Annotated in this window: 23 protein-coding genes; 10 read left to right on the forward strand and 13 right to left on the reverse strand. The window is 71.4% G+C overall.

The genetic code is table 11. The features are described from left to right. The 10 genes from ACRDTB_RS23430 to ACRDTB_RS23475 form a co-directional block, all read right to left on the reverse strand. Window positions 1-543, reverse strand: a 543-nt coding sequence (locus tag ACRDTB_RS23430) for a sirohydrochlorin chelatase (RefSeq protein ID WP_431433561.1), incomplete at its 3' end; no start/stop codon positions are given. Continuing rightward, the gene (locus ACRDTB_RS23435) at window positions 544-1,818 is read right to left on the reverse strand and encodes a sulfate adenylyltransferase subunit 1 (RefSeq protein WP_431433562.1); all 1,275 of its coding nucleotides are present in this window, start codon (window positions 1,816-1,818) and stop codon (window positions 544-546) included. Next, on the reverse strand, window positions 1,818-2,750 hold the full coding sequence (gene cysD, locus ACRDTB_RS23440) for a sulfate adenylyltransferase subunit CysD (protein WP_431433564.1): 933 nt from the start codon (window positions 2,748-2,750) through the stop codon (window positions 1,818-1,820). The genes ACRDTB_RS23435 and cysD overlap by 1 nt, the downstream gene beginning before the upstream one ends. Continuing rightward, window positions 2,747-3,442 carry a phosphoadenylyl-sulfate reductase gene (locus ACRDTB_RS23445; RefSeq protein ID WP_431433565.1) on the reverse strand — a complete coding sequence of 232 codons (696 nt, stop codon included), beginning with the start codon at window positions 3,440-3,442 and terminating at the stop codon, window positions 2,747-2,749. The genes cysD and ACRDTB_RS23445 overlap by 4 nt, the downstream gene beginning before the upstream one ends. After that, window positions 3,439-3,606 (reverse strand): Insertion element protein, encoded by a 168-nt coding sequence (locus ACRDTB_RS23450; RefSeq protein WP_431433567.1) that lies wholly within the window; start codon window positions 3,604-3,606, stop codon window positions 3,439-3,441. The genes ACRDTB_RS23445 and ACRDTB_RS23450 overlap by 4 nt, the downstream gene beginning before the upstream one ends. Window positions 3,607-3,640: 34 nt before the next feature. Further along, entirely contained in the window at window positions 3,641-5,344 is a 1,704-nt protein-coding gene (locus tag ACRDTB_RS23455) for a nitrite/sulfite reductase (RefSeq protein ID WP_431433569.1), read from the reverse strand. A gap of 119 nt (window positions 5,345-5,463) precedes the next feature. Beyond that, on the reverse strand, window positions 5,464-5,553 hold the full coding sequence (locus tag ACRDTB_RS23460; protein ID WP_431433571.1) for a putative leader peptide: 90 nt from the start codon (window positions 5,551-5,553) through the stop codon (window positions 5,464-5,466). A 157-nt stretch (window positions 5,554-5,710) separates the two neighbouring features. Then, window positions 5,711-6,595, reverse strand: coding sequence for a hypothetical protein (locus tag ACRDTB_RS23465; RefSeq protein ID WP_431433573.1), 885 nt, complete (start codon window positions 6,593-6,595; stop codon window positions 5,711-5,713). A gap of 151 nt (window positions 6,596-6,746) precedes the next feature. After that, window positions 6,747-8,591, reverse strand: coding sequence for a dihydroxy-acid dehydratase (ilvD, locus tag ACRDTB_RS23470; protein ID WP_431433574.1), 1,845 nt, complete (start codon window positions 8,589-8,591; stop codon window positions 6,747-6,749). Window positions 8,592-8,615: 24 nt separating this feature from the next. After that, window positions 8,616-9,056 (reverse strand): PH domain-containing protein, encoded by a 441-nt coding sequence (locus tag ACRDTB_RS23475; RefSeq protein WP_431433576.1) that lies wholly within the window; start codon window positions 9,054-9,056, stop codon window positions 8,616-8,618. Between the two features lie 258 nt (window positions 9,057-9,314). Between ACRDTB_RS23475 and ACRDTB_RS23480 the strand changes: the two genes are divergently transcribed. From ACRDTB_RS23480 to cimA, 7 genes are all read left to right on the forward strand, one after another. After that, the gene (locus ACRDTB_RS23480; protein WP_431433578.1) at window positions 9,315-11,159 is read left to right on the forward strand and encodes an acetolactate synthase large subunit; all 1,845 of its coding nucleotides are present in this window, start codon (window positions 9,315-9,317) and stop codon (window positions 11,157-11,159) included. 137 nt (window positions 11,160-11,296) lie between these two features. Further along, window positions 11,297-11,803, forward strand: a complete 507-nt coding sequence (ilvN, locus tag ACRDTB_RS23485; protein WP_431433579.1) for an acetolactate synthase small subunit — start codon at window positions 11,297-11,299, stop codon at window positions 11,801-11,803. Between the two features lie 150 nt (window positions 11,804-11,953). Beyond that, on the forward strand, window positions 11,954-12,967 hold the full coding sequence (ilvC, locus tag ACRDTB_RS23490) for a ketol-acid reductoisomerase (RefSeq protein ID WP_431433581.1): 1,014 nt from the start codon (window positions 11,954-11,956) through the stop codon (window positions 12,965-12,967). A 53-nt stretch (window positions 12,968-13,020) separates the two neighbouring features. Then, window positions 13,021-13,314 (forward strand): DUF397 domain-containing protein, encoded by a 294-nt coding sequence (locus ACRDTB_RS23495; protein ID WP_431433583.1) that lies wholly within the window; start codon window positions 13,021-13,023, stop codon window positions 13,312-13,314. A 381-nt stretch (window positions 13,315-13,695) separates the two neighbouring features. Further along, a complete protein-coding gene (serA, locus tag ACRDTB_RS23500) occupies window positions 13,696-15,294 on the forward strand; it encodes a phosphoglycerate dehydrogenase (protein ID WP_431433584.1) in 1,599 nt (532 codons plus the stop codon). Between the two features lie 109 nt (window positions 15,295-15,403). After that, window positions 15,404-16,453: a 3-isopropylmalate dehydrogenase gene (locus ACRDTB_RS23505; RefSeq protein ID WP_431433586.1), complete on the forward strand. Its 1,050-nt coding sequence runs from the start codon at window positions 15,404-15,406 to the stop codon at window positions 16,451-16,453. Window positions 16,454-16,731: 278 nt separating this feature from the next. Further along, complete coding sequence (cimA, locus tag ACRDTB_RS23510) at window positions 16,732-18,366, forward strand: citramalate synthase (protein ID WP_431433588.1); 1,635 nt, start codon at window positions 16,732-16,734, stop codon at window positions 18,364-18,366. Here the strand turns inward: cimA and ACRDTB_RS23515 are convergent. Further along, on the reverse strand, window positions 18,339-18,980 hold the full coding sequence (locus ACRDTB_RS23515) for a S1 family peptidase (RefSeq protein ID WP_431433590.1): 642 nt from the start codon (window positions 18,978-18,980) through the stop codon (window positions 18,339-18,341). The two genes, cimA and ACRDTB_RS23515, sit on opposite strands and share 28 nt — an antisense overlap. 101 nt (window positions 18,981-19,081) lie before the next feature. On the opposite strand from ACRDTB_RS23515, the gene ACRDTB_RS23520 reads away from it, so the two are divergent. Next, entirely contained in the window at window positions 19,082-19,852 is a 771-nt protein-coding gene (locus tag ACRDTB_RS23520; RefSeq protein ID WP_431433592.1) for a fumarylacetoacetate hydrolase family protein, read from the forward strand. An 11-nt stretch (window positions 19,853-19,863) separates the two neighbouring features. Here the strand turns inward: ACRDTB_RS23520 and ACRDTB_RS23525 are convergent, their stop codons facing one another. Next, window positions 19,864-20,850 (reverse strand): lactonase family protein, encoded by a 987-nt coding sequence (locus ACRDTB_RS23525; protein ID WP_431433594.1) that lies wholly within the window; start codon window positions 20,848-20,850, stop codon window positions 19,864-19,866. Window positions 20,851-21,137: 287 nt separating this feature from the next. Here ACRDTB_RS23525 and ACRDTB_RS23530 point away from each other — a divergent pair, with 287 nt between their 5' ends. Together ACRDTB_RS23530 and ACRDTB_RS23535 are read left to right on the forward strand one after the other, a co-directional pair. After that, window positions 21,138-23,528, forward strand: coding sequence for a GcvT family protein (locus ACRDTB_RS23530; protein ID WP_431433596.1), 2,391 nt, complete (start codon window positions 21,138-21,140; stop codon window positions 23,526-23,528). A gap of 78 nt (window positions 23,529-23,606) precedes the next feature. Continuing rightward, window positions 23,607-24,302, forward strand: a complete 696-nt coding sequence (locus ACRDTB_RS23535; RefSeq protein ID WP_431433598.1) for a methyltransferase — start codon at window positions 23,607-23,609, stop codon at window positions 24,300-24,302. Here ACRDTB_RS23535 and ACRDTB_RS23540 read toward each other — a convergent pair. After that, on the reverse strand, window positions 24,282-24,863 hold the full coding sequence (locus ACRDTB_RS23540) for a pyridoxamine 5'-phosphate oxidase family protein (protein ID WP_431433600.1): 582 nt from the start codon (window positions 24,861-24,863) through the stop codon (window positions 24,282-24,284). The genes ACRDTB_RS23535 and ACRDTB_RS23540 overlap by 21 nt on opposite strands. Between the last annotated feature and the right edge of the window lie 13 nt (window positions 24,864-24,876).

Consider the following 24,876-nt stretch of genomic DNA (forward strand, 5'->3'; position numbering starts at 1 on the left):
CAGCGCGGCGGCGGCGGCCGGCACGTCCGGCCGGCCCGCGCTCGCGAACGCGGCCCGGGCCCCGGCCCAGCCCAGGGATGTCCACGAAGCGGCCACCGTGGACACCGCGGCGTTGGCCGGCGCGTGCGAGGAGCCCGCGCCGGCGAGGATCACGCCGAGCGAGGGATCGCCGACCCGGGCGCCTGCGTCGGCGAGCCTGCGCAACGCGATCGACGCCAGCCGCGGGTCGGGGCCGAGCACGTCGGACACCGAGACCGACAGCCGGGGCAGCCGCGCGCACGTCTCGGCGACGATCGACGGCAGGTCGACGCGCGCGTGAAAGGCCCTGCCCAGCAACAAGGGCACGACCACGACGTCGCGGTGCCCGGCGCCGTGCAGCGCGGTGAGCACGTCGGGCAGCCGGGGCGCGGACAGGTCGAGGAACGCCGTCCGCACGTCGAGGTCCGGCGCTCGCACGCGCACGACGTCGACCAGCGCCGCGACCGTGGCCGCCGACCGCGGGTCCCTGCTGCCGTGCGCGACGGCGACGAGTGGTGGTGGCATCTACCTGCCCCGCACGGGCAGCGGCGCGCCGACGAGGCCCGCCGCGAGCGTGGTGCCGTCGGCCGGGTCGATCACCAGGAACGCGCCGGTCCGTCCGTGCGTCGCGTAGTCGTCGACCGGGACCGGCGCCGACGTGCGCAGCGTGACCTGGCCGATCTCGTTGAGCGCCAACGACTCCGGAGCGTCCACGGTGGACAGCCGCTGCTCGTCGAACCGGGTGCGCAGCTCGCCGACGATCGCCTGGACCGTGCGGGCGCCGTGCTTGACCAGCACCCGCGCACCCGCCCGCAGCGGCTTGTCCGCCAGCCAGGCAAGGGTCGCGTCCAGCTCGTCGGTGATCACCGGCAGCTGGCCCTGGCCTACGATGAGGTCGCCGCGCGAGATGTCGATGTCGTCGGCCAGCAGCAGCGTGACCGAGCGGCCCGCGGTGGCCTCGGTCAGCGGGCCGTCCGGGGTGTCGACGCGGGTGACCCTGGTGAGCCTGCCGGCCGGCAGCACCACGACCTCGTCGCCCGGCCGCACGCTGCCCGCGGCGATCTGCCCGGCGTAGCCGCGGTAGTCGGGGTGCTCGGGCGTGCGCGGGCGGATCACGTACTGCACCGGGAAGCGCAGCGCTGCCTCGTGCGGGTCCGGCTCGACCGGCACGGTCTCGAGGTGCTCGAGCAGCGCCGGGCCGGTGTACCACGGCGTGTTCGCCGAGGGCTCGACCACGTTGTCGCCGCGCAGCGCGGACACCGGGATCGTCAGCACCGAGCCGCGCGGGTAGCCCAGCGCGGCCGCGTGCGTGGCGAACTCCTTCGCGATGACCTCGAACGTGCCCTCGTCGAAGTCCACCAGGTCGATCTTGTTCACCGCGAGCACCAGCCGCGGCACGCCGAGCAGCGCGAGGACCGCGGCGTGCCGGCGGGTCTGCTCGACCACGCCCTTGCGCGCGTCCACGAGCAGGATCGCGAGCCGCGCGGTGGACGCGCCGGTCACCGTGTTCCGGGTGTACTGCACGTGCCCGGGGGTGTCCGCGAGCACGAACGTCCGCCGCGGGGTGGCGAAGTAGCGGTACGCCACGTCGATCGTGATGCCCTGCTCCCGCTCCGAGCGCAGCCCGTCCACGAGCAGCGAAAGGTCCGGAGTAGACAGTCCTTTGTCGACGCTGGCGCGGTGCACGGCGTCGAGCTGGTCGGCCAGCACCGACTTGGTGTCGTACAGCAACCGGCCGACCAGGGTCGACTTCCCGTCGTCGACGGACCCGGCGGTGGCGAGCCGCAGGAGGTCGGTCATCAGAAGTAGCCTTCGCGCTTGCGGTCCTCCATCGCGGCCTCGGACAGCCGGTCGTCGGCCCGGGTGGCGCCGCGCTCGGTGAGCCGGCTCGCCGACACCTCCGCGATCACATCGTCCAAAGTGGACGCAGTGGACTCGATCGCGCCGGTGCACGAGCCGTCGCCGACCGTGCGGTAGCGGACCATCGTGCGCAGCACGGTCTCGCCGTCGCGCGGGCCGCCCCACGGGCCCCGCGTGAGCCACATGCCGTCGCGCTGGAAGACCTCCCGCTCGTGCGCGTAGTAGATCGTCGGCAGCTCGATGCCCTCGCGCGCGATGTAGCGCCAGACGTCCAGCTCGGTCCAGTTGGACAGCGGGAACACCCGGACATGCTCGCCCGCCCGGTGCCGTCCGTTGTAGAGGTTCCACAGCTCGGGGCGCTGCCGGCGCGGATCCCACTGGCCGAACGCGTTGCGCAGACTGAAGATCCGCTCCTTCGCGCGGGCCCGCTCCTCGTCGCGGCGGCCGCCGCCGAACACCGCGTCGAACCGGTGCTCGGCGATCGTGTCCAGCAGCGGAACCGTCTGCAGCGGGTTGCGGGTGCCGTCGGGGCGCTCGGACAGCCGCCCGTCGTCGATCCAGTCCTGCACGTTCGCGACCACCAGGCGCAGCTCGTGCTTCGCGACCACCAGGTCCCGGAACTCCAGCACCTCGGGAAGGTTGTGCCCGGTGTCCACATGCAACAGCGGGAACGGCACCGGCGCCGGCCAGAAGGCCTTCACCGCGAGGTGCAGCAGCAGGGTGGAGTCCTTGCCGCCGGAGAACAGGATCACCGGCCGGTCGAACTCGCCCGCGACCTCGCGCATGATGTGGATCGCCTCGGACTCGAGGCGGCTCAGCGCGTCCAGCGGGGCGGCGGACATGCGGACTGGTGCGTCAATGGTGGCGGTCATCCGTGCAACCCACATTCGGTCTTGGCCTGGCCGGCCCACCGGCCGCTGCGCGGGTCGGCCCCGGGCAGCGGCTTCGCGGTGCACGGCGCGCAGCCGATCGACAGGTATCCCTTGCTCACCAGCGGGTTCGCCAGGATCCCGTTCGCGGTGAGGTAGTCGTTGAACTCGTCGTCGGACCACGCCGCGACCGGGTTGATCTTGACCAACCGGTTGCGCTCGTCCCACTGCACGACCGGCGTGTTCGCCCGGGTCGGCGCGTCGATCCTGCGCACCCCGGTGACCCACGCGTCGTAGTTCGCGAGCGTGCGCCGCAGCGGCACCACCTTGCGCAGGAAGCAGCACTTGTTCGGGTCGGTCTTGTTGAGCGGGCCGAACTCCGCCTCCTGGTCGGCCACCGACTGTTCGGCCGCCGCGTTGACGATCCGGACGTGCGGGTAGGTGAGCGCGACCGCGTCCCGGGTGCCGATCGTCTCGGCGAAGTGGTAGCCGGTCTCCAGGAACAGGACGTCCACGTCGGACTTGGCGCGCACCGCGAGGTCGATCAGCACGGCGTCCTGCATGTTCGACGCGACGATCCACGAGTCGCCGAACGTCTCCGCGGTCCAGGCCAGCACCTCGGCCGCGGTCGCGTCGGCCAGCTCCTCGCCCGCGCGCTCGGCGAGCGTTTTCCGGTCGGTTTCCGTTGTGGTCACTGGGTTGCCTCCGCGTGTTCCGTGGCGAGCTTGAGGCCGACGAACTTGACGTTGAACACCCGCCGGCAGCCGGTGCACAGCCAGGCGGCGTGCGGCTCCTCCTGCGGGCGCAGGTCCTCGTCGCCGCAGTACGGGCAGTAGAACGGGGTCGCGCGCTCTGTCATCGCGGCCTCCGCGGAAGGGAGTACGTCGGCCGAGTCACTTGAGGTCCGCCTCCTCGGCGCGCGCCACCCACTGGGCGAACCGCTCGTCTGGCTCGCGCCGGGCCACGAACCGGCGAACCACGCGCTCGACGTAGCCGGTCAGCTCGTCGCCGGTGACCTTGTGGCCCCGCATTTTGCGACCGAAGCCGGCGTCGAGGCCGAGTCCGCCGCCGAGGTGCACCTGGAAGCCCTCGACCTGGTCGCCGTGGGCGTCGGTGACGATCTGGCCTTTCAGGCCGATGTCCGCGGTCTGGATGCGGGCGCAGGAGTTGGGGCAGCCGTTGATGTGCACGCTGATCGGCTGCCGCGTCAGCTCGGGGACCTCGCCCGTGATGTCCGCGAGCCGTTCCTCGAGGCTGGCCACCAGCTCCGCGGCGCGGGCCTTGGTCTCGACGATCGCGAGCTTGCAGAACTCGATGCCCGTGCAGGCCATCACGCCGCGCCGCCACGGCGACGGGTCGGTGTGCAGGCCGAGCCTCGTGAGCTCCGCTCGCAGACTGTCCACTTCGGAACTTGGCACGTCGAGCACGATCAGCTTCTGCTGCGGGGTGAAGCGGACCCGGTGCGAGCCGACCCGCTCGGCCGCCTTGGCCACCGCGACGAGCGCGGAGCCGCAGACCCGGCCGGCGACCGGCGCCGCCCCCACGTAGCAGTTGCCGTCCCGCTGCGGGTGCACGCCGACGTGGTCGTACGGCCGGTCGGGCACCTCGGGAGCCGGGCCGTCGAGCAGCGGGCGCTTCAGGTACTCGGTCTCCAGCACCTCGCGGAACCTCGCCGCGCCCCAGTCCTTGACGAGGAACTTGATCCGCGCTCGGTGGCGCAGGCGGCGGTAGCCGTAGTCGCGGAAGATGCTGATCACGCCGGCCCACACGTCGGCCACCTCGCCGCGCGGGACCCAGGCACCGAGCCGCTGGCCGATCATCGGGTTGGTGGACAGGCCGCCGCCGACCCAGACGTCGAAGCCCGGCCCGTGCTCGGGGTGGTCCACACCGACGAACGCCACGTCGTGTACCTCGTGCGCCACGTCCGGCAGGCCGGAGACGGCGGTCTTGAACTTGCGCGGCAGGTTGGCGAACAGCGGGTCGCCGACGAAGCGGCGCCTGATCTCCTCGATCGCCGGGGTGGCGTCGACGACCTCGTTCTCGGCGATGCCGGCGACCGGCGAGCCGAGGATCACGCGCGGGCTGTCGCCGCAGGCCTCCATCGTGGTGAGGCCGGCGCTCTCGAGCTTCGCCCACACCGCGGGCATGTCCTCGATGCGGATCCAGTGGTACTGGATGTTCTGCCGGTCGGTGATGTCGGCGGTGTCGCGCGCGTAGGTCTGCGACACCTCGCCGATGGCCGCGAGCTGCTCGGTCGTGACCGCGCCGCCGTCGATGCGGACGCGGAGCATGAAGTACTCGTCGTCGAGCTCCTCCGGCTCGAGGGTGGCCGTGCGGCCGCCGTCGATGCCGGGCTTGCGCTGGGTGTAGAGGCCGTACCAGCGGAACCGTCCGCGCAGGTCGGCGGGGTCGATGCCGGCGAACCCGGTGTGGGCGTAGATGTTCTCGATGCGGTCGCGGACGTTGAGCGGGTTGTCGTCCTTCTTGCTCCGCTCGTTGGGGTTGAGGGGCTCGTGGTAGCCGAGCGCCCACTGCCCCTCACCGCGCCGGGCCCGCTTGGCCGGCGCGGCCGTTCGCGGTGTGGTGGGAGATGACACCCCAGGCCTCCGAGGTTCTTGTGGCGTAGGCGCGCGCCGGAGAACCCCTGGAGATCTTTGGGGGTGTTCGGCCGGCGCACCCGGCGCCGGCTGAAAAGGTCAATGCACGTGGCGGCGGGTTACCCGAAACGCCGGCACATCGCGCTGGAGACGCGGACGAAGTCCACGTGGCGGCGGGCCACGAGGAGGACTTCGGTCGCATTCCGCATGTGGTTCAGCGTGCCACGCGCCCACCCCCTGGTCCACCGCCATCCGCATCGTGAGAAACCGTGACACCCCTCACCCGCGTGTCCAACGCTGCGGACCCGCGAGTCCAACGCTGCGGACCCGCGAGTCCAACGCTCCGGAATGACGTCCTCAGGGCAGCTAGCTCTTCGCCGGCCCGGCCGTGCCGCCCATGCGACCGTGCCGGCCACTCGGCTTGCCGTGCCAGAGCACGCGTGCCCGGGCGGAGAGCACGCGGTAGCAGACGCCGAGCACGATGGAGCCGACGACGGTGACGCCGAAGACCACCGGCACCAGCACCGCGTCGGAGAACAGCAGCACCGCCAGCCAGCCGAACAACACGGCGGCGACGGTGCTGACACCGACACAGATCCCAGTGGGGATCAGCCAGCCGGGCATCGGCACGAACGGCTTCTCGCCGGCGCCGGGGAAGCGGGACCGCATGCCGTAGAGCCGGACGCGCCGCCACAGGTAGACAAGGCCGGCGAAGGAGACCATCACGAAGACGACGGTCAGCGCGAACGTGGCGGCGAACTGCACCGTGGGTGAGTTGTTCTTGCTGGCCGTCTCGCCGCTGGGGCCGGTGATCTCGATCGCCTGCTGCCGGAACAACGTCACTGTGACCCGCTCGCCCTGTTCGACGCTTCCGATGATGCCGAGATCGTCGGCTTCGCCGGGGGTGACCTCGATGGTGACGAAGCCGGGAATGTCCGGTGAGCCGCGTGCCATGTCCCGGTCGAGGGTCACGTAGATGTCGGCCTCGTCAGAGCTGTTCTGGCCGGTGCCCTCGATCGTGGTGCGGGACTTGACCTCGCCAGGTACCCGGATCACGCAGTCCGCGGCCGGCGCCCGCGCGGGACACTCGTCGGCGGTGGCGTAGCTCCACAGCTCGCCCGTCCACTTGGGCAGGTAGCTGACGCCCGCCACGGCCGGTAGCAGCGCGACGGCGAGTCCGAGGAGCACACCCCACATCGGCACCAGGTCGGCCGGCTTCTTGCGGCCGGCCGACCTGTCGGATCGCGCCATGGCGTGCTCCTCTCGCCCTGGAGCAGGCCATGGTAATCACCGCCCGATCCCCTCACCCGACGTTTGCGCGGTTTGGTGCGCCTGACCAACGCGACGTACAGGCGCGCACGAACCGGGGACTCGCGTGCGGGAGCGGGGGACTCGCGGGGGGTCAGCGGTTGGGGTCGCGGACGGCACCCATGGAGGCGTCGGTGGCCAGGCGGGCGTAGGCGCGGAGCGCGGCCGTGACCGGGCGCTGGCGGTCCCTGGGCTGCCAGGGGCGTTCGCTCGACTCCATCTTCGCCCGGCGCTCGGCCAGCTCGGCCGGGTCGACCAGCAGCTCCAGGCGCCGCTCGTGCACGTCGATCAGGATGCGGTCGCCGTCGGCCACCAGGCCGATCGTGCCGCCGCCCGCCGCCTCGGGGGAGATGTGGCCCACCGACAGGCCCGACGACCCGCCCGAGAACCGGCCGTCGGTGATCAGCGCACACTTCTTGCCCAGGCCGGCACCCTTGAGGAACGCCGTCGGGTGCAGCATCTCCTGCATCCCCGGCCCGCCCGCCGGCCCCTCGTACCGCACGACCAGCACGTCGCCCGGCTGGACCTCCCGCGACAGAATCACCGACACCGCCTGCTCCTGGCTCTCCACGACCCGCGCTGGCCCCTCGAAGCGGAACAGCTCCTCCTCGATCCCCGCCGCCTTGATCACCGCGCCGTCCTCGGCCAGGTTGCCGTGCAGCACGGCCAGCCCACCCTCCGCCGTGTACGCGTGCGCCGCGTCCCGGATGCAGCCGCCCGCCGCGTCCTTGTCCGGCGACGACCAGCGGTTCGTCGTGGAGAAGGCCCGCGTGGTCCGCACCCCGCCCGGCGCCGCGAGGTACAGCTCGACCGCCTCCGCCGACGGCGACGCCGCGCGGATGTCCCACGCCGAGAGCCACGCCGCGAGCGACGGGCTGTGCACCGTGTGCACGTCCTCGTGCAGCAGTCCGGCCCGCCACAGCTCACCCAGGATCGCCGGGATGCCGCCCGCCCGGTGCACGTCCTCCATGTGGTAGCTGGAGTTCGGCGACACCTTCGACAGGCACGGCACCCGCCGGCTGATCGCGTCGATGTCCGCGAGCGTGAGGTCGACGTCGCCCTCGCGTGCCGCCGCCAGGATGTGCAGCACCGTGTTGGTCGAGCCGCCCATCGCCATGTCCAGCGCCATCGCGTTGCCGAACGCCTCGCGGGTGGCGATCGAGCGCGGCAGCACCGAGGCGTCGTCGGACCCGTACCAGCGGCGGCACAGCTCCATCACGGTCGTGCCGGCCCGCGCGAACAGCGAGCGGCGCGCGGCGTGCGTGGCCAGCGTCGAGCCGTTGCCCGGCAGCGCGAGGCCGAGCGCCTCGGTCAGGCAGTTCATCGAGTTCGCGGTGAACATGCCCGAGCACGACCCACACGTCGGGCACGCGGACCGCTCGATCTCGGTCAGCCCCGCCTCGTCGACGTTGTCGTTGGCGGACGCCGAGATCGTGGTGATCAGGTCCGACGAGGCGTGCGCGACGCCGTCCAGCACGACCGCCTTGCCGGCCTCCATCGGGCCGCCGGACACGAACACGGTCGGGACGTTGAGCCGCATCGCGGCGTTGAGCATCCCGGGTGTGATCTTGTCGCAGTTCGAGATGCACACGAGCGCGTCGGCCGCGTGCGCGTTGACCATGTACTCGACGCTGTCCGCGATGATCTCCCGCGACGGCAGCGAGTACAGCATGCCGCCGTGGCCCATCGCGATGCCGTCGTCGACCGCGATCGTGTGGAACTCGCGCGCCACGCCGCCGGCCTCGCCGACCGCCTCGGCCACGATGTCGCCGAGGTCGCGCAGGTGCACGTGCCCGGGCACGAACTGCGTGTACGAGTTGGCGATCGCCACGATCGGCTTGCCGAAGTCGCCGTCGGTCATGCCGGTGGCCCGCCACAGCGAGCGCGCGCCCGCCGCGTTGCGGCCGTGGGTGGTGACGCGGGAACGGAGCTCAGGCACGGCTCCTCCAGTCTATTTCGCGGCCTATTTCGCGCCGTCAGCTTGTTCTTGCTCGACCGCGGGCGGATCCGGTGGGGCGGGCTCGGTGGGGTCGTCCAGCCGGCCGCCGCTGATCAGCGCCAACGCGGGAAGGTGGCGGGTGCGGACCGTGGGCAGCGTCTGCTCCCGGTCGTCGTCGAGCACCGCGCGCACCCAGGACCGCTCGGAGACCCGCAGCGCGCGGATGTCGCCCCAGCGCAGCTCGTGGTGTCCGAACAAGGTCCGCGCGACCAACCCGTCGGCGTCCGCGACGGTGCGCAGCCGCAGCACCCAGACGATCACTGCGATCGGCACCAGGTACACCAGGAAGAGCCACGACGCGGCGAACGCGAACGGCGTGGCGGTCACCGCGAGCAGCAGGGCACCGAGCACGGCGGTCCCGGGTATGCGGAACACGAGCCTGTCCGGCACCTGCGGGGTGGTCACTCGCCCATCGTGCCACGTCCACGATTCGGGAGGACAATCCCGCAGAGTTGACGTCAATACTCTGAACGCACTAGCGTCATCGGCGTGCCCAAGCAGATCGGTCTCGTACTTCCCCAGCGCGTTCGACGCTGAGGAAGCCCAGGCTGCGTCGAACGCGCGACCCTCGTACGGCCAACAGGCCGACGGGGGTTTTTTCGTGCGTGAGAGCCTGAACCGCGAGCCGGCTGTGCAATCCGACCACACCAGAGGCAGAAGCCGATGACCAGTGCGACACAGCGGCCCAACCCGGTCGCCGCGACCTCGGGGCCGGTGCGGCCCCACGGAGCCAGACCAAAGCCGGCACCCCCCACGGGAACCCCCGTGCGGGTCACCGGTGCCCAGTCGCTCGTCCGGTCGCTCGAGGCGGTAGGCGTCGAGGTGGTCTTCGGCATCCCTGGCGGCACGATCCTGCCCGCGTACGACCCGCTGCTCGACTCGACGAAGGTCCGGCACGTCCTCGTCCGGCACGAGCAGGGTGCGGGCCACGCGGCCACCGGCTACGCGCAGGCGACCGGCAAGGTCGGCGTCTGCATGGCCACCTCCGGCCCGGGCGCGACCAACCTCGTCACCCCGCTCGCGGACGCCAACATGGACTCCGTCCCGCTCGTCGCGATCACCGGGCAGCAGACCCGCGCACTCATCGGCACGGACGCCTTCCAGGAAGCCGACATCTGCGGCATCACGCTGCCGATCACGAAGCACAACTTCCTCGTCACCGACCCCGCGGAGATCCCGCGGACGATCGCCGAGGCATTCCACCTGGCCAGGACCGGCCGGCCGGGACCCGTGCTCGTCGACATCCCGAAGGACGTGCTGCAGGAGACCACGTCCTTCGCCTGGCCACCGGAGCTGCGGCTGCCCGGCTACAAGCCGACCACCCGCCCGCACGGCAAGCAGGTTCGCGAGTCGGCCAAGCTGATCACGAACGCGCGCCGGCCGGTGTTCTACGTCGGCGGTGGCGTGATCAAGGCCCGGGCGTCCGCCGAGCTCGCGGCGCTCGCGGAGCTCACCGGCATCCCGGTGGTCACCACGCTGATGGCGCGGGGGGCGTTCCCCGACACGCACCGCCAGCACCTGGGCATGCCCGGCATGCACGGCTCGGTGGCCGCGGTCGCCGCCATGCAGAAGGCCGACCTGCTGATCGCGCTCGGCGCCCGGTTCGACGACCGGGTGACCGGGCAGCTGTCGTCGTTCGCGCCGGACGCGCAGATCGTGCACGCGGACATCGACCCGGCGGAGATCTCCAAGAACCGGCGCGCGGACGTGCCGATCGTCGGCGACTGCCGGGAGATCATCACCGAGCTGACGGGCGCGGTGCGCGCCGAGTACGGCGCCCAGGGCGGCCAGCCGGACCTGTCGGCGTGGTGGGAGCAGCTCGACCACCTGCGCGAGACGTTCCCGCTGGGCTACGAGTGGCCGGCCGACGGCGCGCTGTCCCCGCAGTACGTGATCGAGCGGATCGGCCAGATCGCCGGGCCGGACGCGATCTACGCCGCGGGCGTGGGCCAGCACCAGATGTGGGCGGCCCAGTTCATCACCTACGAGAAGCCGTCCACGTGGATCAACTCCGGCGGGCTGGGCACGATGGGCTTCGCGGTGCCCGCGGCGATGGGCGCGAAGTTCGGCAACCCGGACAAGGTGGTCTGGGCGATCGACGGCGACGGCTGCTTCCAGATGACCAACCAGGAGCTCGCCACCTGCGCGATCGAGGGCGCGCCGATCAAGGTCGCGGTCATCAACAACGGCAACCTGGGCATGGTCCGCCAGTGGCAGAACCTCTTCTACTCCGAGCGCTACTCGCAGACCGACCTGGGCACGCACAAGCACCGGATCCCGGACTTCACCCTGCTGGCCGAGGCGCTCGGCTGCGCCGGGCTACGCTGTGAGTCCAAAGAGGACGTCGACCGGGTGATCCACCGGGCGATGGAGATCGAGGACCGCCCGGTGGTGATCGACTTCGTGGTCGGCAAGGACGCTCAGGTGTGGCCGATGGTCGCCGCGGGCACCGGCAACGACCACATCATGGCCGCGCGCGGCATCCGGCCGCTCTTCGACGAGGACTGAGGAAGCATGATCGGAATCGCGCGTCCTTGCCAACCGCGAAGGGGAACGGGACGCAACCCAGCCACTACCCACCTCGCCAACTGCACTTTCCGCCGGAACACGACCAACACGTTGAATTTCGGAGAGGCGGAACAGCCGTGAGTACCCACACGCTGTCCGTTCTGGTCGAGAACAAGCCCGGTGTCCTCGCCCGCGTGGCGGGCCTGTTCTCCCGGCGGGGCTTCAACATCGAGTCGCTCGCGGTCGGACCCACCGAGCACGTCGACGTGTCCCGGATGACGATCGTGGTCGCGGTCGACGAGCTACCGCTCGAGCAGGTGACCAAGCAGCTCAACAAGCTGGTGAACGTCATCAAGATCGTGGAGCTGGACCCGAGTGTCTCGGTTCAGCGCGAGCTGCTCCTGGTCAAGGTCCGGGCCGACGCCACCGTGCGGACCCAGGTGCTGGAGACCGTGCAGCTGTTCCGGGCCAAGGTGGTCGACGTGTCGCCGGAGGCGCTGACCGTCGAGGCCACCGGAACCGCCGACAAGCTCGAGGCGCTCCTGCGCATGCTCGAGCCGTACGGGGTGCGCGAGATGGTGCAGTCCGGCATGGTCGCCATCGGCCGCGGCCCGCGCTCGATCACCGCAACAGGCGTGCGCTGACCGCCTCTCCGGAATTAAAAGTGTTGGTTGCGTTCCGGCGGAAGGTTCGGTTGGCAGCGTGGATGGTGGCTGATTTTCGTCACGGTCCCCTGAGGTTGCGTTGCGTTGTTGGTTAACAGTCTTATTGACAAGGAAGGAAGACACAGCAGTATGGCAGTCGAGATCTTCTATGACGACGATGCGGACCTCTCGATCATCCAGGGCCGCCGCGTCGCGGTGATCGGCTACGGCAGCCAAGGCCACGCGCACGCACTCAGCCTGCGTGACTCCGGTGTGGACGTATCGGTCGGACTGCCCGAGTCGTCGAAGTCGCGGGCCAAGGCGGAGGAGGAGGGCCTGACGGTCCGTACCCCGGCCGAGGCCGCCGCGTGGGCCGACCTGATCATGATCCTCGCGCCGGACACGAAGCAGCGCCAGATCTACGCCGAGGACATCGCGCCGAACCTGAACGACGGGGACGCCCTGTTCTTCGGGCACGGCTTCAACATCCGCTACGGCCTGATCACCCCGCCGTCCAATGTGGACGTGGCGATGGTGGCGCCGAAGAGCCCGGGCCACCTGGTGCGCCGGCAGTTCGTGGACGGCAAGGGCGTGCCCTGCCTGATCGCGGTCGAGCAGGACGCCTCCGGCAACGGGCAGGCGCTCGCGCTGTCCTACGCCAAGGGCATCGGCGGCACGCGGGCCGGCGTCATCAAGACGACGTTCACCGAGGAGACCGAGACCGACCTCTTCGGCGAGCAGGTCGTGCTGTGCGGCGGCATGACGGCGTTGGTGCAGGCCGGCTTCGAGACGCTGGTGAACGCCGGCTACGCGCCGGAGGTGGCGTACTTCGAGTGCCTGCACGAGCTCAAGCTGATCGTCGACCTCATGTACGAGGGCGGCATCGCGCGCATGCGGTACTCGATCTCCGACACCGCCGAGTACGGCGACGTGACCCGCGGCCCGCGGGTGATCACGGACTCGGTGCGCGAGGAGATGCGCAAGATCCTCGCCGAGATCCGCAGCGGCGACTTCGCCAAGGAGTGGGTGGCGGAGGACGACGCCGGCCGCCCGAGCTTCACCAAGCTGGTGGAGGCGGGCGAGCAGCACCCGATCGAGGACGTCGGTCGCAAGCTGCGTGGCCTGATGTCGTGGGTCGACCGCCCGATCACCGAGACGGCCTGACGGTTGCCCGGGGCACGCCCGCCACGGGCCTGCCCCGGGTATACGTTTCTGTCATGAGTGACGAGGGGACTCGCGCCAGCGCGCCGATCTACGACGACAAGGCCCACGTGCGCGGCAAGCTCGACCTGACCAAGGCCGAATGGCAGCGCGCGGCAGAGCCGGACGCCGACCCGGACGGCGAGTACGTGGAGATCGCGTTCGTGCCGCACACCGACGGCAAGACCTACATCGCCATGCGCAACTCGAAGCACACCGGCCCGGACGACACGGTCCTGGTGTTCACTGAGTCCGAGTGGGATGCCTTCGTGGAGGGCGCCAAGGCCGGCGAGTTCGACGAGCCCTGGTGACCCGCCCGCGTTGTCCACAACCGCCACGCCCATCCACAAGTCGATCTAGCACCCCCACCCCCGTCACCCCCCACCGGTAGACTGGCGTGGTGGGGTGGCCCCCGGTGAGGGTGGGGGCCGCCATCCACGGGGCCCCGTTCACAGGGACCGGCGTTCACGGGCCCGCTATCCACGGGTCCGCCATCCACGGGGCTGCGGCGTTCACGGCGCGACGGCCATTCGCGGGGCCGCCAGCGTTCGCGGGTGTCCTGTGCGGGAGCCCAGGTCGGATGGCTCACCACGTCGTGGAACCGTTCGGGTCACCTCCTAGACTGCCCAGAGGTTGGTTACAGCGCTGTAACCGCGCCCCTAACGACCTCGCCAAATCCTGGAGCTCGCGCCGTGACGCAGTCAGCCCGTCCCGTTGTCCTGATCGCTGAGAAGCTTGCCCCCTCGGTCATCGATGTGCTCGGCGACGAGGTGGAGGTGCGCCACATCGACGGCACCGACCGCCCGGCGCTGCTGTCCGCCGTCGCCGACGCGGACGCGCTGCTGGTTCGCTCGGCCACCAAGGTCGACGCGGAGGTCTTCGCCGCCACCACCAGGCTGAAGGTCGTCGCCCGGGCCGGCGTCGGCCTGGACAACGTCGAGGTGCCGGCCGCCACCGCGCGCGGCGTGCTGGTGGTCAACGCGCCCACCTCGAACATCGTCTCCGCCGCCGAGCACGCCGTGGCCCTGCTGCTCTCGCTCGCCCGGCGCGTCCCCGCCGCGGACTCGAGCCTGCGCGGCGGCGAGTGGAGGCGCAGCTCCTTCTCCGGCGTGGAGATCCAGGGCAAGACCGTCGGCGTGGTGGGCCTGGGCAAGATCGGCCAGCTCTTCGCCCAGCGCCTGGCCGCCTTCGGCACGGAGCTGATCGCCTACGACCCGTACGTCTCGCCCGCCCGCGCCGCGCAGCTCGGCATCGAGCTCGTCAGCCTCGACGAGCTGCTGACCAGGGCCGACATCATCTCGGTCCACCTGCCGAAGACCCCGGAGACAAAGGGCCTGATCGGCGCGGACGAGCTGGCGAGGACCAAACGGGGCGTGCTGATCGTCAACGCGGCCCGCGGTGGGCTGATCGACGAGCAGGCGCTGGCCGACGCCGTGCGCGACGGCCAGGTCGGCGGCGCCGGTGTCGACGTGTTCGTCGAGGAGCCCACCACCACGAGCCCGCTGTTCGAGCTGCCCAACGTGGTCGTCACGCCCCACCTCGGCGCGTCGACCGGCGAGGCGCAGGACCGCGCCGGCACCGACGTGGCGCACTCGGTGGTCCTGGCGCTGCGCGGCGACTTCGTCCCGGACGCGGTGAACGTCGCCTCCGGGGGCGCGGTCGGAGAGGAGGTGCGCCCGTACCTGCCGCTCACCCAGAAGCTCGGCACCGTGCTGGCCGCGCTGTCGCCCAACCCGCCGTCCTCGATCGGCGTCGAGGTGCGCGGCGAGCTGTCCAATGAGGACGTCAGCATCCTGCCGCTCGCCGCCATGCGCGGGGTGTTCTCCGGCGTCGTCGAGGACCAGGTCACGTTCGTCAACGCGCCGCGCCTGGCCGAGGAGCTCGGCGTCGAGGCGACGCTGCGCACGGAGCCGGAGAGCACGAACCATCGCAGCCTGGTGACGCTGCGCGCGGTCTACCCCGACGGCGAAACCCAGAGCGTCTCCGGCACGCTGACCGGCCTGGACCAGGTCGAGAAGCTCGTCGAGGTGAACGGCCGGCACTTCGACCTGCGGGCCGAGGGCGTGCTGCTGATGCTCGAGTACACCGACCGGCCGGGCGTCATGGGCACCGTCGGCACCCTGCTCGGCGGCGTCGGCATCAACATCGAGGCGGCGCAGATCAGCCAGACGACGGACAAGGCGGACGCGGTGATGTTGCTGCGTGTGGACCGGCCGGTGGACCAGGCGGTCCTCGAGTCGATCGGCACCGCCGCACGTGCGACCATCATCCGGGCGATCGACTTCACCTGACCCTCGCGGTCCGCGACACCACCTAGACGGGTGGCCGTCGGCGGAGTTCGGGTGCCATCCCGGTAATCTTCGCTGGAAACGATGTCCCGTTCTTCCGGGAGGTGTGTGCATGCGGCTCGCGGTGATCCCCGGTGACGGGATCGGGCCGGAAGTGATCGCCGAGGCGCTCAAGGTGCTCGGCGAGGTGGTGCCCGACGTCGAGGTCACCCGTTATGACCTCGGTGCCGCCAGATGGCACTCGACCGGCGAGTTGCTGCCCGAGTCGGTGCTCGGTGAGCTGCGTCAGCACGACGCGATCCTCCTGGGCGCGGTCGGTGACCCGTCGGTGCCGAGCGGCATCCTCGAACGCGGCCTGCTGCTGCGGCTGCGGTTCGAGCTCGACCACCACGTGAACCTGCGGCCGGCGCGGCTGTACCCGGGTGTGCATAGCCCGCTGGCGAACCCCGGTGAAATCGACATGCTCGTGATCCGGGAGGGCACGGAGGGGCTGTACGCCGGCAACGGTGGACTGTTGCGAAAGGACACTCCACACGAGATCGCCACCGAGGTGAGCGTCAACACCTCCTACGGTGTCGAGCGGGTCGTGCGGGACGCCTTCGCACGCGCGGTGGGCAGGCCGCGCAAGCACCTCACGTTGGTGCACAAGACGAACGTGCTCACCCACGCCGGCTCACTGTGGTCACGCGTGGTCGAGGAGGTGTCGCTGCAGCACCCCGATGTGACGGTGGCCTACCAGCACGTCGACGCCGCCACGATCCACATGGTGACCGACCCCGGCCGCTTCGACGTGATCGTGACGGACAACCTGTTCGGCGACATCCTGACCGACCTGGTCGCCGCGGTGACCGGCGGCATCGGCCTCGCCGCGAGCGGCAACATCGACATCACCCGCCGCAACCCGTCGATGTTCGAGCCGGTGCACGGCAGCGCCCCGGACATCGCCGGCCAGGGCGTCGCCGACCCGACGGCCGCCGTGCTGTCGGTGGCCCTGCTGCTCGACCACCTCGGCGAGCACGAGGCCGCGCGGCGGGTCGAGGCGTCGGTGGCGTTCGACCTGGCGACGCGTGACCACCCCTCGCCGGGCAGCACGTACGCGATCGGCGACCGGCTGGCGGCGCTGGTGTCGTCGAACAACCCGGCCACGGGGGTGGAGCTCTAGCCCGGCCTACCCGGAGCAGTGCCTGGATGGACGCCTTCCTGTCGCGCAGCGACCTGAAGGACGCATTCCAGGCATTGCTCGTGGTCTCGGAGTGTGGGATGAGGTGACCGGGAGTTGGTACGTGGGTCGGTGGTGTGGCACGATGCGGTCGTGACCACTTTGGCCGTGATCATTATCGATGGGCGCGCTGGGTAGCTGAGCTACACACCCGGCGCGCTGACCTCTCGCATCCCGCGGGAGGTTTTTTTGTTGCCTCATCCCGGACGAAAGGCATGCTCGTGACCCGCACGGCCCCCGCCGGCACCCCGCTCGGCGACGCGTTCCACGTCTACGACACGACCCTGCGTGACGGGGCGCAGCGCGAGGGCATCTCCTACTCCGTGGCCGACAAGCTGGCCGTCGCGCGGTTGCTCGACGAGGTCGGTGTCGGCTTCATCGAGGGCGGCTGGCCGGGGGCGCTGCCGAAGGACACCGAGTTCTTCGCCAGGGCACGTGACCTCCCGCTGCGCCACGCCGCGCTCGTCGCGTTCGGCTCGACCCGCAAGGCCGGCGTCCGCGCTGAGGCGGACCCGCAGGTGCGCGCGCTGCTCGACGCCGAGGCGCCGGTCGTCACGCTGGTCGCCAAGTCCGACCTGCGGCACATCGAGCGCGCGCTGCGCACCGACGTCACCGAGGCGTGCGCGATGGTCGGCGACACCGTGGCGTTCCTCGTCGGGGAGGGGCGGCGGGTGTTCCTCGACGCGGAGCACTTCTTCGACGGGTTCGCCCACGACCCGGACTGCGCGCTGCGCGTGCTCACCGCGGCCATGGAGGCCGGCGCGGACGTCGCCGTGCTCTGCGACACCAACGGCGGCCAGCTGCCGCTGCCGCTGGCCGAGACCGTCGGCGAGGTGATCGCGCGCACCGGCTTCCGGGTCGGCATCCACTGCCAGGACGACACCGGCTGCGCGGTCGCGAACAGCGTCGCCGCGGTCCAGGCGGGTGCCTCGCACGTGCAGTGCACCGCCAACGGCTACGGCGAGCGGGCCGGCAACGCCGACCTGTTCGCCGTCGCCGGAAACCTCGTCACCAAGCTCGGCATGCCGGTGCTACCCGCCGAGTGCGTGCCCGAGCTCGCCAGGGTCTCGCACGCTCTGGCCGAGATCGCCAACATCGCACCCGACACCCACCAGGCCTACGTCGGGTCGTCGGCCTTCGCCCACAAGGCGGGGCTGCACGCGAGCGCCATCAAGGTGGATCCGTTGCTGTACAACCACATCGACCCCGAGGTGGTCGGCAACGACATGCGGGTGCTGGTCACCGAGATGGCCGGCCGGGCGAGCCTCGAGCTCAAGGGTCGCGAGCTCGGCGTGGACCTGGCCGGCCGGCCGGAGACGCTGTCAGCCGCCGTGCGCAGGGTGAAGGAGCTCGAGTCGCGCGGCTGGTCGTTCGAGGCCGCGGACGCCTCGCTGGAGCTGCTGCTGCGCCGCGAGCTGTCCGAACTGGACGGTCCGCCGTTCACGCTGGAGTCCTACCGGGTCATCCTCGACCACCGGCTGGACGGCGAGATCGTGTCGGAGGCGACGGTCAAGGTGCACGTCGCGGACTCCCGCGTGATCGCGACCGCGGAGGGCAACGGTCCGGTGCACGCGCTGGACGCCGCGCTGCGCGAGGCGCTCTCGCCGTATCTGCCGTGGCTCGACGAGGTGGCCCTGACCGACTACAAGGTCCGCATCCTCACCGAGGCGCCGGGCACCGACGCGGTCACCCGCGTCCTGGTCGAGTCGACCGACCGGGAACGCGAGTGGACCACCGTCGGCGTGCACGGCAACATCGTCGAGGCGAGCTGGCTCGCGCTCTGCGACGCGCTGGTGCACAAGGCTCTTCGGGTGAGCGAGCGGGTCGCTCAGCCGGTCAGCAGCGTCAGCCCGTAGGTGGCGAGGATCCGGTTGACCGGCTGGAAGTAGCTGACCGCGCCGACCGAGCACGAGCCGGAACCACCCACCGGGATGCCCTGGGCCGCCTCGCCGGAGACGAACGCGATCGCGCCGGGCTCGAGGCAGATGTTCGTGCGGGTCAGGCCGGTGATCGGGCCCTGCGGGAAGTTGATCGTCTGGTTCAGCGCGGTGACGGTGCCGCAGCGGGGCCCGGCCGTCCGGCTGATCAGGCAGATCGACCCACCGACGGGTGTGGGCCGCGAGCCGCGGATCGTGATCCGGCCCGCGCCGGTGTCGATCCACGGCACCAGGGTCCAGGCGGCGGTGTTGGTCACCCGGACCACCGAGTACCAGTCGGTGCCGGCGACTCGGGGGCCGACGAGGACGTCGTTTCCGCTGTACAGCTGGGTCGCGCCGGCGCAGCCGGGTCCGGTGAGCAGGTAGCCGGTGGAGCCGGCGCGCGCGGCGAACGCGGCGGTGCAGCGGGCGCCGTTGCCGGGGGTGAACAGGATGCTGCCGCCACCGATGGGCGCCGGGTCGGCGTGTGCGGTGGCCGGCAGGCCGAACAGGCAGGCGACCAGCACGGTGAGGGTGGCCAGTAGTCGTCGCATGGGAGCTCCGTTCGCAGGGGAGAAACGGTGCCTCGACACAAGCAGGCAGGGGCTCGCGGTGCCTATCCGGCAACCGGGGGACGCGCGGATAGGGTGACCCGGTGCGTATCGCTCGTATTGCTCATCCGGCCGGGGTCGCGTTCGTCACCGTGGACGGCGAGGGGGACGACCTCGTCGCGCGGGAGGTGGCCGACCACCCCTTCGGCACGCCGACGTACACCGGCAAGAGCTGGCCGTGGGCCGACGTCCGGGCGCTCGCGCCGATCCTGCCGTCCAAGGTCGTCTGCGTCGGCCGGAACTACGCCGACCACGCCCGCGAGATGGGTGCCGAGCCGCCGGCCGACCCGGTGATGTTCCTGAAGCCGTCGACCTCGGTGATCGGGCCCGGCGCCGCGATCAAGCTGCCGCCGGACTCGGCCCGGATCGACTACGAGGGCGAGCTGGTGGCGGTGATCGGCCGACCGTGCCGCGACGTGCCCGCGGCCCAGGCCGCCTCGGTGATCCTGGGCTACACGGTCGGCAACGACGTCACCGCGCGGGACCAGCAGAAGGCCGACGGCCAGTGGACGCGCGGCAAGGGCCACGACACGTTCTGCCCGCTCGGCCCGTGGATCGACACCACGGTCGACCCGGCCGACCTCCCCATCACGACCACATTGGACGGTGAGACGAAGCAGTCGTCCCGTACGTCCCTGCTGCTGCACGGCATCCCCGCGCTCGTGGCATGGGTGTCCCGCGTGATGACCCTCCTCCCCGGCGACGTCCTGCTGACGGGAACCCCGGCCGGCGTCGGCCCGATGACGGCGGGCCAGACCGTGGCCGTCACCGTAGAGGGCATCGGCACGCTGTCCAATCCGGTAACCGCGCGCTAGACGCCGGTTCGTCAGCCGGGGATCACGCAGGTCGGCGTCCCCGTCGCGAACCGGGTCGGCTCGCCGCCGCCGAGCGGGAACGACACGATCGCGTCGTCGCGCTGGGCGGCCACGTGGCAGACACCGTCCACGATCGAGAAGTGCCGCGGGAACGCGCCGCACGGATGGTCCGCGACCGCCACCGGCGTGGTGGCGGCCAGGTCGAACTCCGTGACGCAGTCGGGCCCGCGGTTGGACACGTACAGCCGCTCGCCCGAGATCTCCAGGTGTGCCACGTAGTTCGGGCCCGCGCCGTGCGGAGCCGCGGTGGCCGGCTCGACGCCGACGGTGGTGAACGTGCCGGCCGGGCCCTCTCGCACGGTGACCAGCGTGCCGGCGAGCTCCCCGGCCACGTAGGCCAGGTCGGTGCCCGGCCGGCGGACCAGCTGTCGCGGCCCGGTGCCGGGTGGCATGGCCGAGACCGCGAGCGGCTCCAGCTCCCCGGTGCCGGACAGCCGGTAGGTGCGGATCTCGTCCGTACCGAGATCCACCGCGGCCACGAGTGTCCCTTGTGGAGTGCCGGCTGGCACGGCCATGTGCACGTGTGCCGCCTCCTGCCGGTCCGCCACCGGTCCGCCGCCCTCGTGCGTCACGAGGGCGGTGCGGTCGACGATCCGGCCATCCGCGGCCAGGCCGAACACCGCCATGCTGCCGCTGGAGTAGTTGGCGCACAACAGGAACCGCTGGTCCGCGGTGATCGCGAGGTGGCACGGGTCGGCGCCGCCGCTGGCAACGGTGTCCAGCACGGCGAAGGAGTCGAGGTCGATCGTGGCGATCTCGCCGGCGGGCTCGGCGGCCGCGTACAGGACCGGCGCGGTCGGGTGCCGGGTCAGCCACGACGGCGAGGTCAGCTCGATTTCGGCGACCTTCGTGAGCTCCCCGGACGGCCCCTCGCGGACGGCCGTGACGCCGACACCGTTGCCGCCCGACGCGGCCGTGTGACACCCGATGTAGAGCATGACCGACGACCCTACTGACGGCGCACCAGCCGCCCGCCGATCCCCAGTGTGTCGTTCAGGAACGCCACGGTCTCCGGCTCGGTGCGTCCACGAGGAGCTTCACCTCGACGTCCTGCTCGACGAGGTCCGCGGTGAGCACGACCGCGCCGACGCCGGTTCCGGAGGTGGCCGTAGTCGACCGGGTAGACCGCCGCCGGGCACGTGATCGACCCTGCCAGGGGTTGACGTGCGGAGGGGTGGCTTCGAGACTGTTGCGTATTGCTCCGCATGTTGTGGAGGAGGAAACAATGGCTCAGCCTCGGGTCGTCGTCATCGGGGCCGGCATCGTCGGGTGCGCGGTCGCCGACGAGCTGACCGAGCGTGGGTGGACCGACGTCACGGTGCTCGAACAGGGTCCCCTCTTCGCCACCGGTGGGTCCAGCTCCCACGCGCCCGGCCTGGTCTTCCAGACCAACCCGTCCAAGACGATGACGGAGTTCGCCCGCTACACGGTCGAGAAGTACGTCTCGCTCGGCGTGTTCAACCAGGTCGGCGGGCTCGAGGTGGCGACGACGCCGGCGCGCTGGGCCGACCTGCACCGCAAGCGCGGCTGGGCCACCTCGTGGGGCATCGACGCCGCGCTGCGCTCACCCGAGGAGTGCGCGGCGCTGCACCCGCTGCTCGACCCGGACCGGATCCTCGGCGGCTACCACACCCCGACCGACGGGCTGGCCAGGGCCGTGACCGCCGGCGAGGCGCAGGCACGCCGGGCGGCCGAGCGGGGCGCGCGGTTCCTCGCGCACCAGGAGGTCGTCGGGATCCGCACCGATGGCGGTCGCGTCAGCGGGGTCGTGACCACCGGCAACACGTTCGACGCCGACATCGTGGTGTGCTGCGCGGGTTTCTGGGGCCCCAAGGTCGGCCGGCTCGTCGGGCTGACGATCCCGCTGCAGCCGCTCGCCCACCAGTACGCCACGACCACGCCGCTGCCCGCGCTCGAAGGGGCTGTCCGGGAGGCGACCGCGCCGATCCTGCGTCACCAGGACGCCGACCTGTACTTCCGCGAGCTCGGCGACCGGGTCGGGATCGGCTCGTACGCGCACCGCCCGATGCCGGTCGACGAGTTCGCGAGCCACGCCGACGCGCCGGTCATGCCGTCGATGCTGGCGTTCACCGAGGAGGACTTCGCGCCGTCCTGGCGGGCCGCGGTCGACCTGCTGCCCGCGCTCGCCGAATCCAAGGTGGACGACGCGTTCAACGGGATCTTCTCCTTCACCCCGGACGGCTGCCCGCTGATCGGCGAGTCCCGTGACACGCCAGGGTTCTGGGTCTGCGAGGCCGTCTGGGTCACCCACTCCGCGGGCGTCGCCCGGGCGCTCGCGGAGTCTCTTGTGGACGGTCGGGCGAGCGTCGACGTGCACGAGTGCGACCTGCACCGGTTCGAGGATGTCCAGCTGTCCCCGGACTTCGTGGCGCAGCGCGGCGCGCAGAACTTCGTCGAGGTGTACGACGTCGTGCACCCGTTGCAGCCGATGGAGGACCCGCGACCGCTGCGGACCAGCCCGTTCCACCCGCGTCAGCGGGAGCTCGGCGCGTTCTTCCTCGAGGCCGCCGGCTGGGAGCGGCCGCACTGGTTCGAGGTCAACCCGCCCGGGGAGGCGCCCGAGCGCGGCGAGTGGGCGAGCCGGTACTGGTCGCCGATCGCCGCCACCGAGTCGCGGGCCACCCGGGCGCGCGTGGCGCTCTACGACATGACCCCGCTCAAGCGCCTCGAGGTCACCGGCCCCGGCGCGCTGGACTTCCTGGGGCGGATGACCACGAACAACCTCGCCAAGAAGGTCGGCGCGGTGACCTACACGCTGCTGCTCGACGAGGCCGGCGGCATCCGCAGTGACCTGACCGTGGCGCGCCTGGGCGAGCGGCACTTCCAGGTCGGCGCCAACGGCAACCTCGACCTGGACTGGTTGCTGCGCCACGCGCCGGACGACGTCGCGGTGCGCGACACCACCGGCGGCACCTGCTGCGTCGGCGTGTGGGGCCCGCTCGCCCGCGACCTCGTGCAACCGTTGTCCCGCCAGGACTTCGGGCACAAGGCGCTGGGCTACTTCCGCGCGATGCGGGCCCATGTCGGGCACGTGCCGGTGACCGCGCTGCGAGTGTCCTATGTGGGCGAGCTGGGCTGGGAGCTCTACACCACGGCCGACCACGGGCTCAAGCTGTGGGACACCCTGTGGGAGGCGGGCCAGCGGCTCGGCGTGGTCGCCGGCGGGCGGGCGGCGTTCAACAGCCTGCGCCTGGAGAAGGGCTACCGGCTGTGGGGCGTGGACATGACGACAGAGCACGACCCGTACGAGGCCGGGCTCGGGTTCGCCGTGCGGATGGACAAGGGCGATTTCGTCGGCCGGGCCGCCCTGGCGGCGCGCGGTGAGCCGGCGCGGAAGCTGACGTGCCTGACGATGGACCGGCCGGAGTCGGTCGTGCTGGGCAAGGAGCCGGTGTACCTCGACGGCGCGCCGGCCGGGTACGTCACCAGCGCGGCGTTCGGCCACACCATCGGCAAGCCGATCGCCTACGCGTGGCTGCCGGCCGGCCTGGCCGTGGGCACCCCGGTCCAGGTGGAGTACTTCGGCGAGCTGCTCGCCGGCACGGTCGCCGCCGAGCCGCTGGTCGACCCGGAGATGGCCCGCATCCGGCGCTAGCCGGTCGAGGTGCCGGAGCCGCCGATCCGGCTCCCGCGGGCCGGCAGTCTTGTTCGCGCGGAGTGGAACACTCGTCGTATGGGCTACCGGCCGGCGATGTCCCCGGACGACGAGCGGCGCATCCGCGCGTGGCACGAGGCGGCGTACGAGTCCATGCGGGACAGTGGCATGGGCATCGTCTCCTACCTCGGCCGGTCGTTCGTCGTGCCGCCGCACGCGTTCCCGACCGCGGCGGTGGCCGAGCCGCTGGGCCGGGCCGTGCTCGACGAGGTGCGGGCGGACGACCGGGTGCTGGACATGGGCACCGGGTGCGGGGTCAACGCGATCCTCGCCGCCTCGCGGTCGGCCGACGTGCTGGGTGTGGACGTCAACCCGCACGCGGTCGCGGCGGCCGCGGCCAACGCGGAGCGCAACGGCGTGGCCGACCGGACCACGTTCCGCGAGTCCGACGTGTTCGCCGCCGTCGACGGGACGTTCGACCTGATGATCTTCGATCCGCCGTTCCGCTGGTTCGCCCCGCGCGACCTCCTCGAGGCGAGCATCGCCGACGAGAACTACCGGGCACTGACCCGGTTTCTCGAGCAGGCGGGCGAGCACCTCGCGCCGGACGGCCGGATCCTCATGTTCTTCGGCACCTCGGGCGACCTCGACCACCTGTACCGGACCGCCGAGGAGAACGGCTTCACGCGGGAGGTCGTCGCCAGCCGCGACCTGGTCCGCGAGGATCTGACGGTCACCTACCACGCGTTCCGGCTACGCCGTCCGTTTCGGTAGCGGCAGGGGCAGCGCGGGCAGGCCGTCGATGCTCGTGCCGTTGTGCGGTTTCCGCGCGCAGTAGGCGGCGAACTCCGGCTCGGACTTGCGGCTGAAGTACTCCGCGTGCTGGGTGCGCTCCTCGTGGTAGTCCAGGAACGGCACGGCGAACCCGCAGCTGTCGCTCACCATGAGCGCGTGGACGAGGACGATCGCGCGGGCGCCCGGACCGTCCGCCGCGGCGAACCGGCCGATCAGCTCGGGCCAGCGCGGGTCGTCGCGGAAGACCGGCTCGCCGCGGCCGTGGACGCGCAGGACCTTGGGCGGCCCGGTGAACGCGCACCACATCAGCGTGATGCGGCCGTTCTCCCGCAGGTGCGCGACGGTCTCCGCATGGCTGCCGCCGAAGTCGAGGTAGGCCAGCGTCAGGTCGTCGAGGACGGTGAGCGTGCCCTCGCGCCCCTTCGGTGACAGGTTGACGTGCCCGTCCGCGGCCAGCGGCGCGGAGGCCACGAAGAACACCTTCTGCTCCTCGATGAACGCCCGCAGCCGCGGCTCGATCCGCTCGTACACCTTCCCCATGCGTCGAATCTAC

Source organism: Actinophytocola sp., assembly GCF_050699935.1.
In the GTDB taxonomy this organism is placed as follows: Bacteria; Actinomycetota; Actinomycetes; order Mycobacteriales; family Pseudonocardiaceae; genus Actinophytocola.

Bases quoted from the DNA above. Each gene is read 5' to 3' on its own strand.
- ACRDTB_RS23435 (WP_431433562.1), bottom strand. From the start codon at position 1,818: ATGACCGACCTCCTGCGGCTCGCCACCGCCGGGTCCGTCGACGACGGG.
- cysD (WP_431433564.1), bottom strand. From the start codon at position 2,750: ATGACCGCCACCATTGACGCACCAGTCCGCATGTCCGCCGCCCCGCTG.
- ACRDTB_RS23450 (WP_431433567.1), bottom strand. From the start codon at position 3,606: ATGACAGAGCGCGCGACCCCGTTCTACTGCCCGTACTGCGGCGACGAG.
- ACRDTB_RS23460 (WP_431433571.1), bottom strand. From the start codon at position 5,553: ATGCGGAATGCGACCGAAGTCCTCCTCGTGGCCCGCCGCCACGTGGAC.
- ACRDTB_RS23465 (WP_431433573.1), bottom strand. From the start codon at position 6,595: ATGGCGCGATCCGACAGGTCGGCCGGCCGCAAGAAGCCGGCCGACCTG.
- ACRDTB_RS23480 (WP_431433578.1), top strand. From the start codon at position 9,315: ATGACCAGTGCGACACAGCGGCCCAACCCGGTCGCCGCGACCTCGGGG.
- ilvC (WP_431433581.1), top strand. From the start codon at position 11,954: ATGGCAGTCGAGATCTTCTATGACGACGATGCGGACCTCTCGATCATC.
- ACRDTB_RS23495 (WP_431433583.1), top strand. From the start codon at position 13,021: ATGAGTGACGAGGGGACTCGCGCCAGCGCGCCGATCTACGACGACAAG.
- ACRDTB_RS23505 (WP_431433586.1), top strand. From the start codon at position 15,404: ATGCGGCTCGCGGTGATCCCCGGTGACGGGATCGGGCCGGAAGTGATC.
- ACRDTB_RS23515 (WP_431433590.1), bottom strand. From the start codon at position 18,980: ATGCGACGACTACTGGCCACCCTCACCGTGCTGGTCGCCTGCCTGTTC.
- ACRDTB_RS23525 (WP_431433594.1), bottom strand. From the start codon at position 20,850: ATGCTCTACATCGGGTGTCACACGGCCGCGTCGGGCGGCAACGGTGTC.
- ACRDTB_RS23530 (WP_431433596.1), top strand. From the start codon at position 21,138: ATGGCTCAGCCTCGGGTCGTCGTCATCGGGGCCGGCATCGTCGGGTGC.
- ACRDTB_RS23535 (WP_431433598.1), top strand. From the start codon at position 23,607: ATGGGCTACCGGCCGGCGATGTCCCCGGACGACGAGCGGCGCATCCGC.
- ACRDTB_RS23540 (WP_431433600.1), bottom strand. From the start codon at position 24,863: ATGGGGAAGGTGTACGAGCGGATCGAGCCGCGGCTGCGGGCGTTCATC.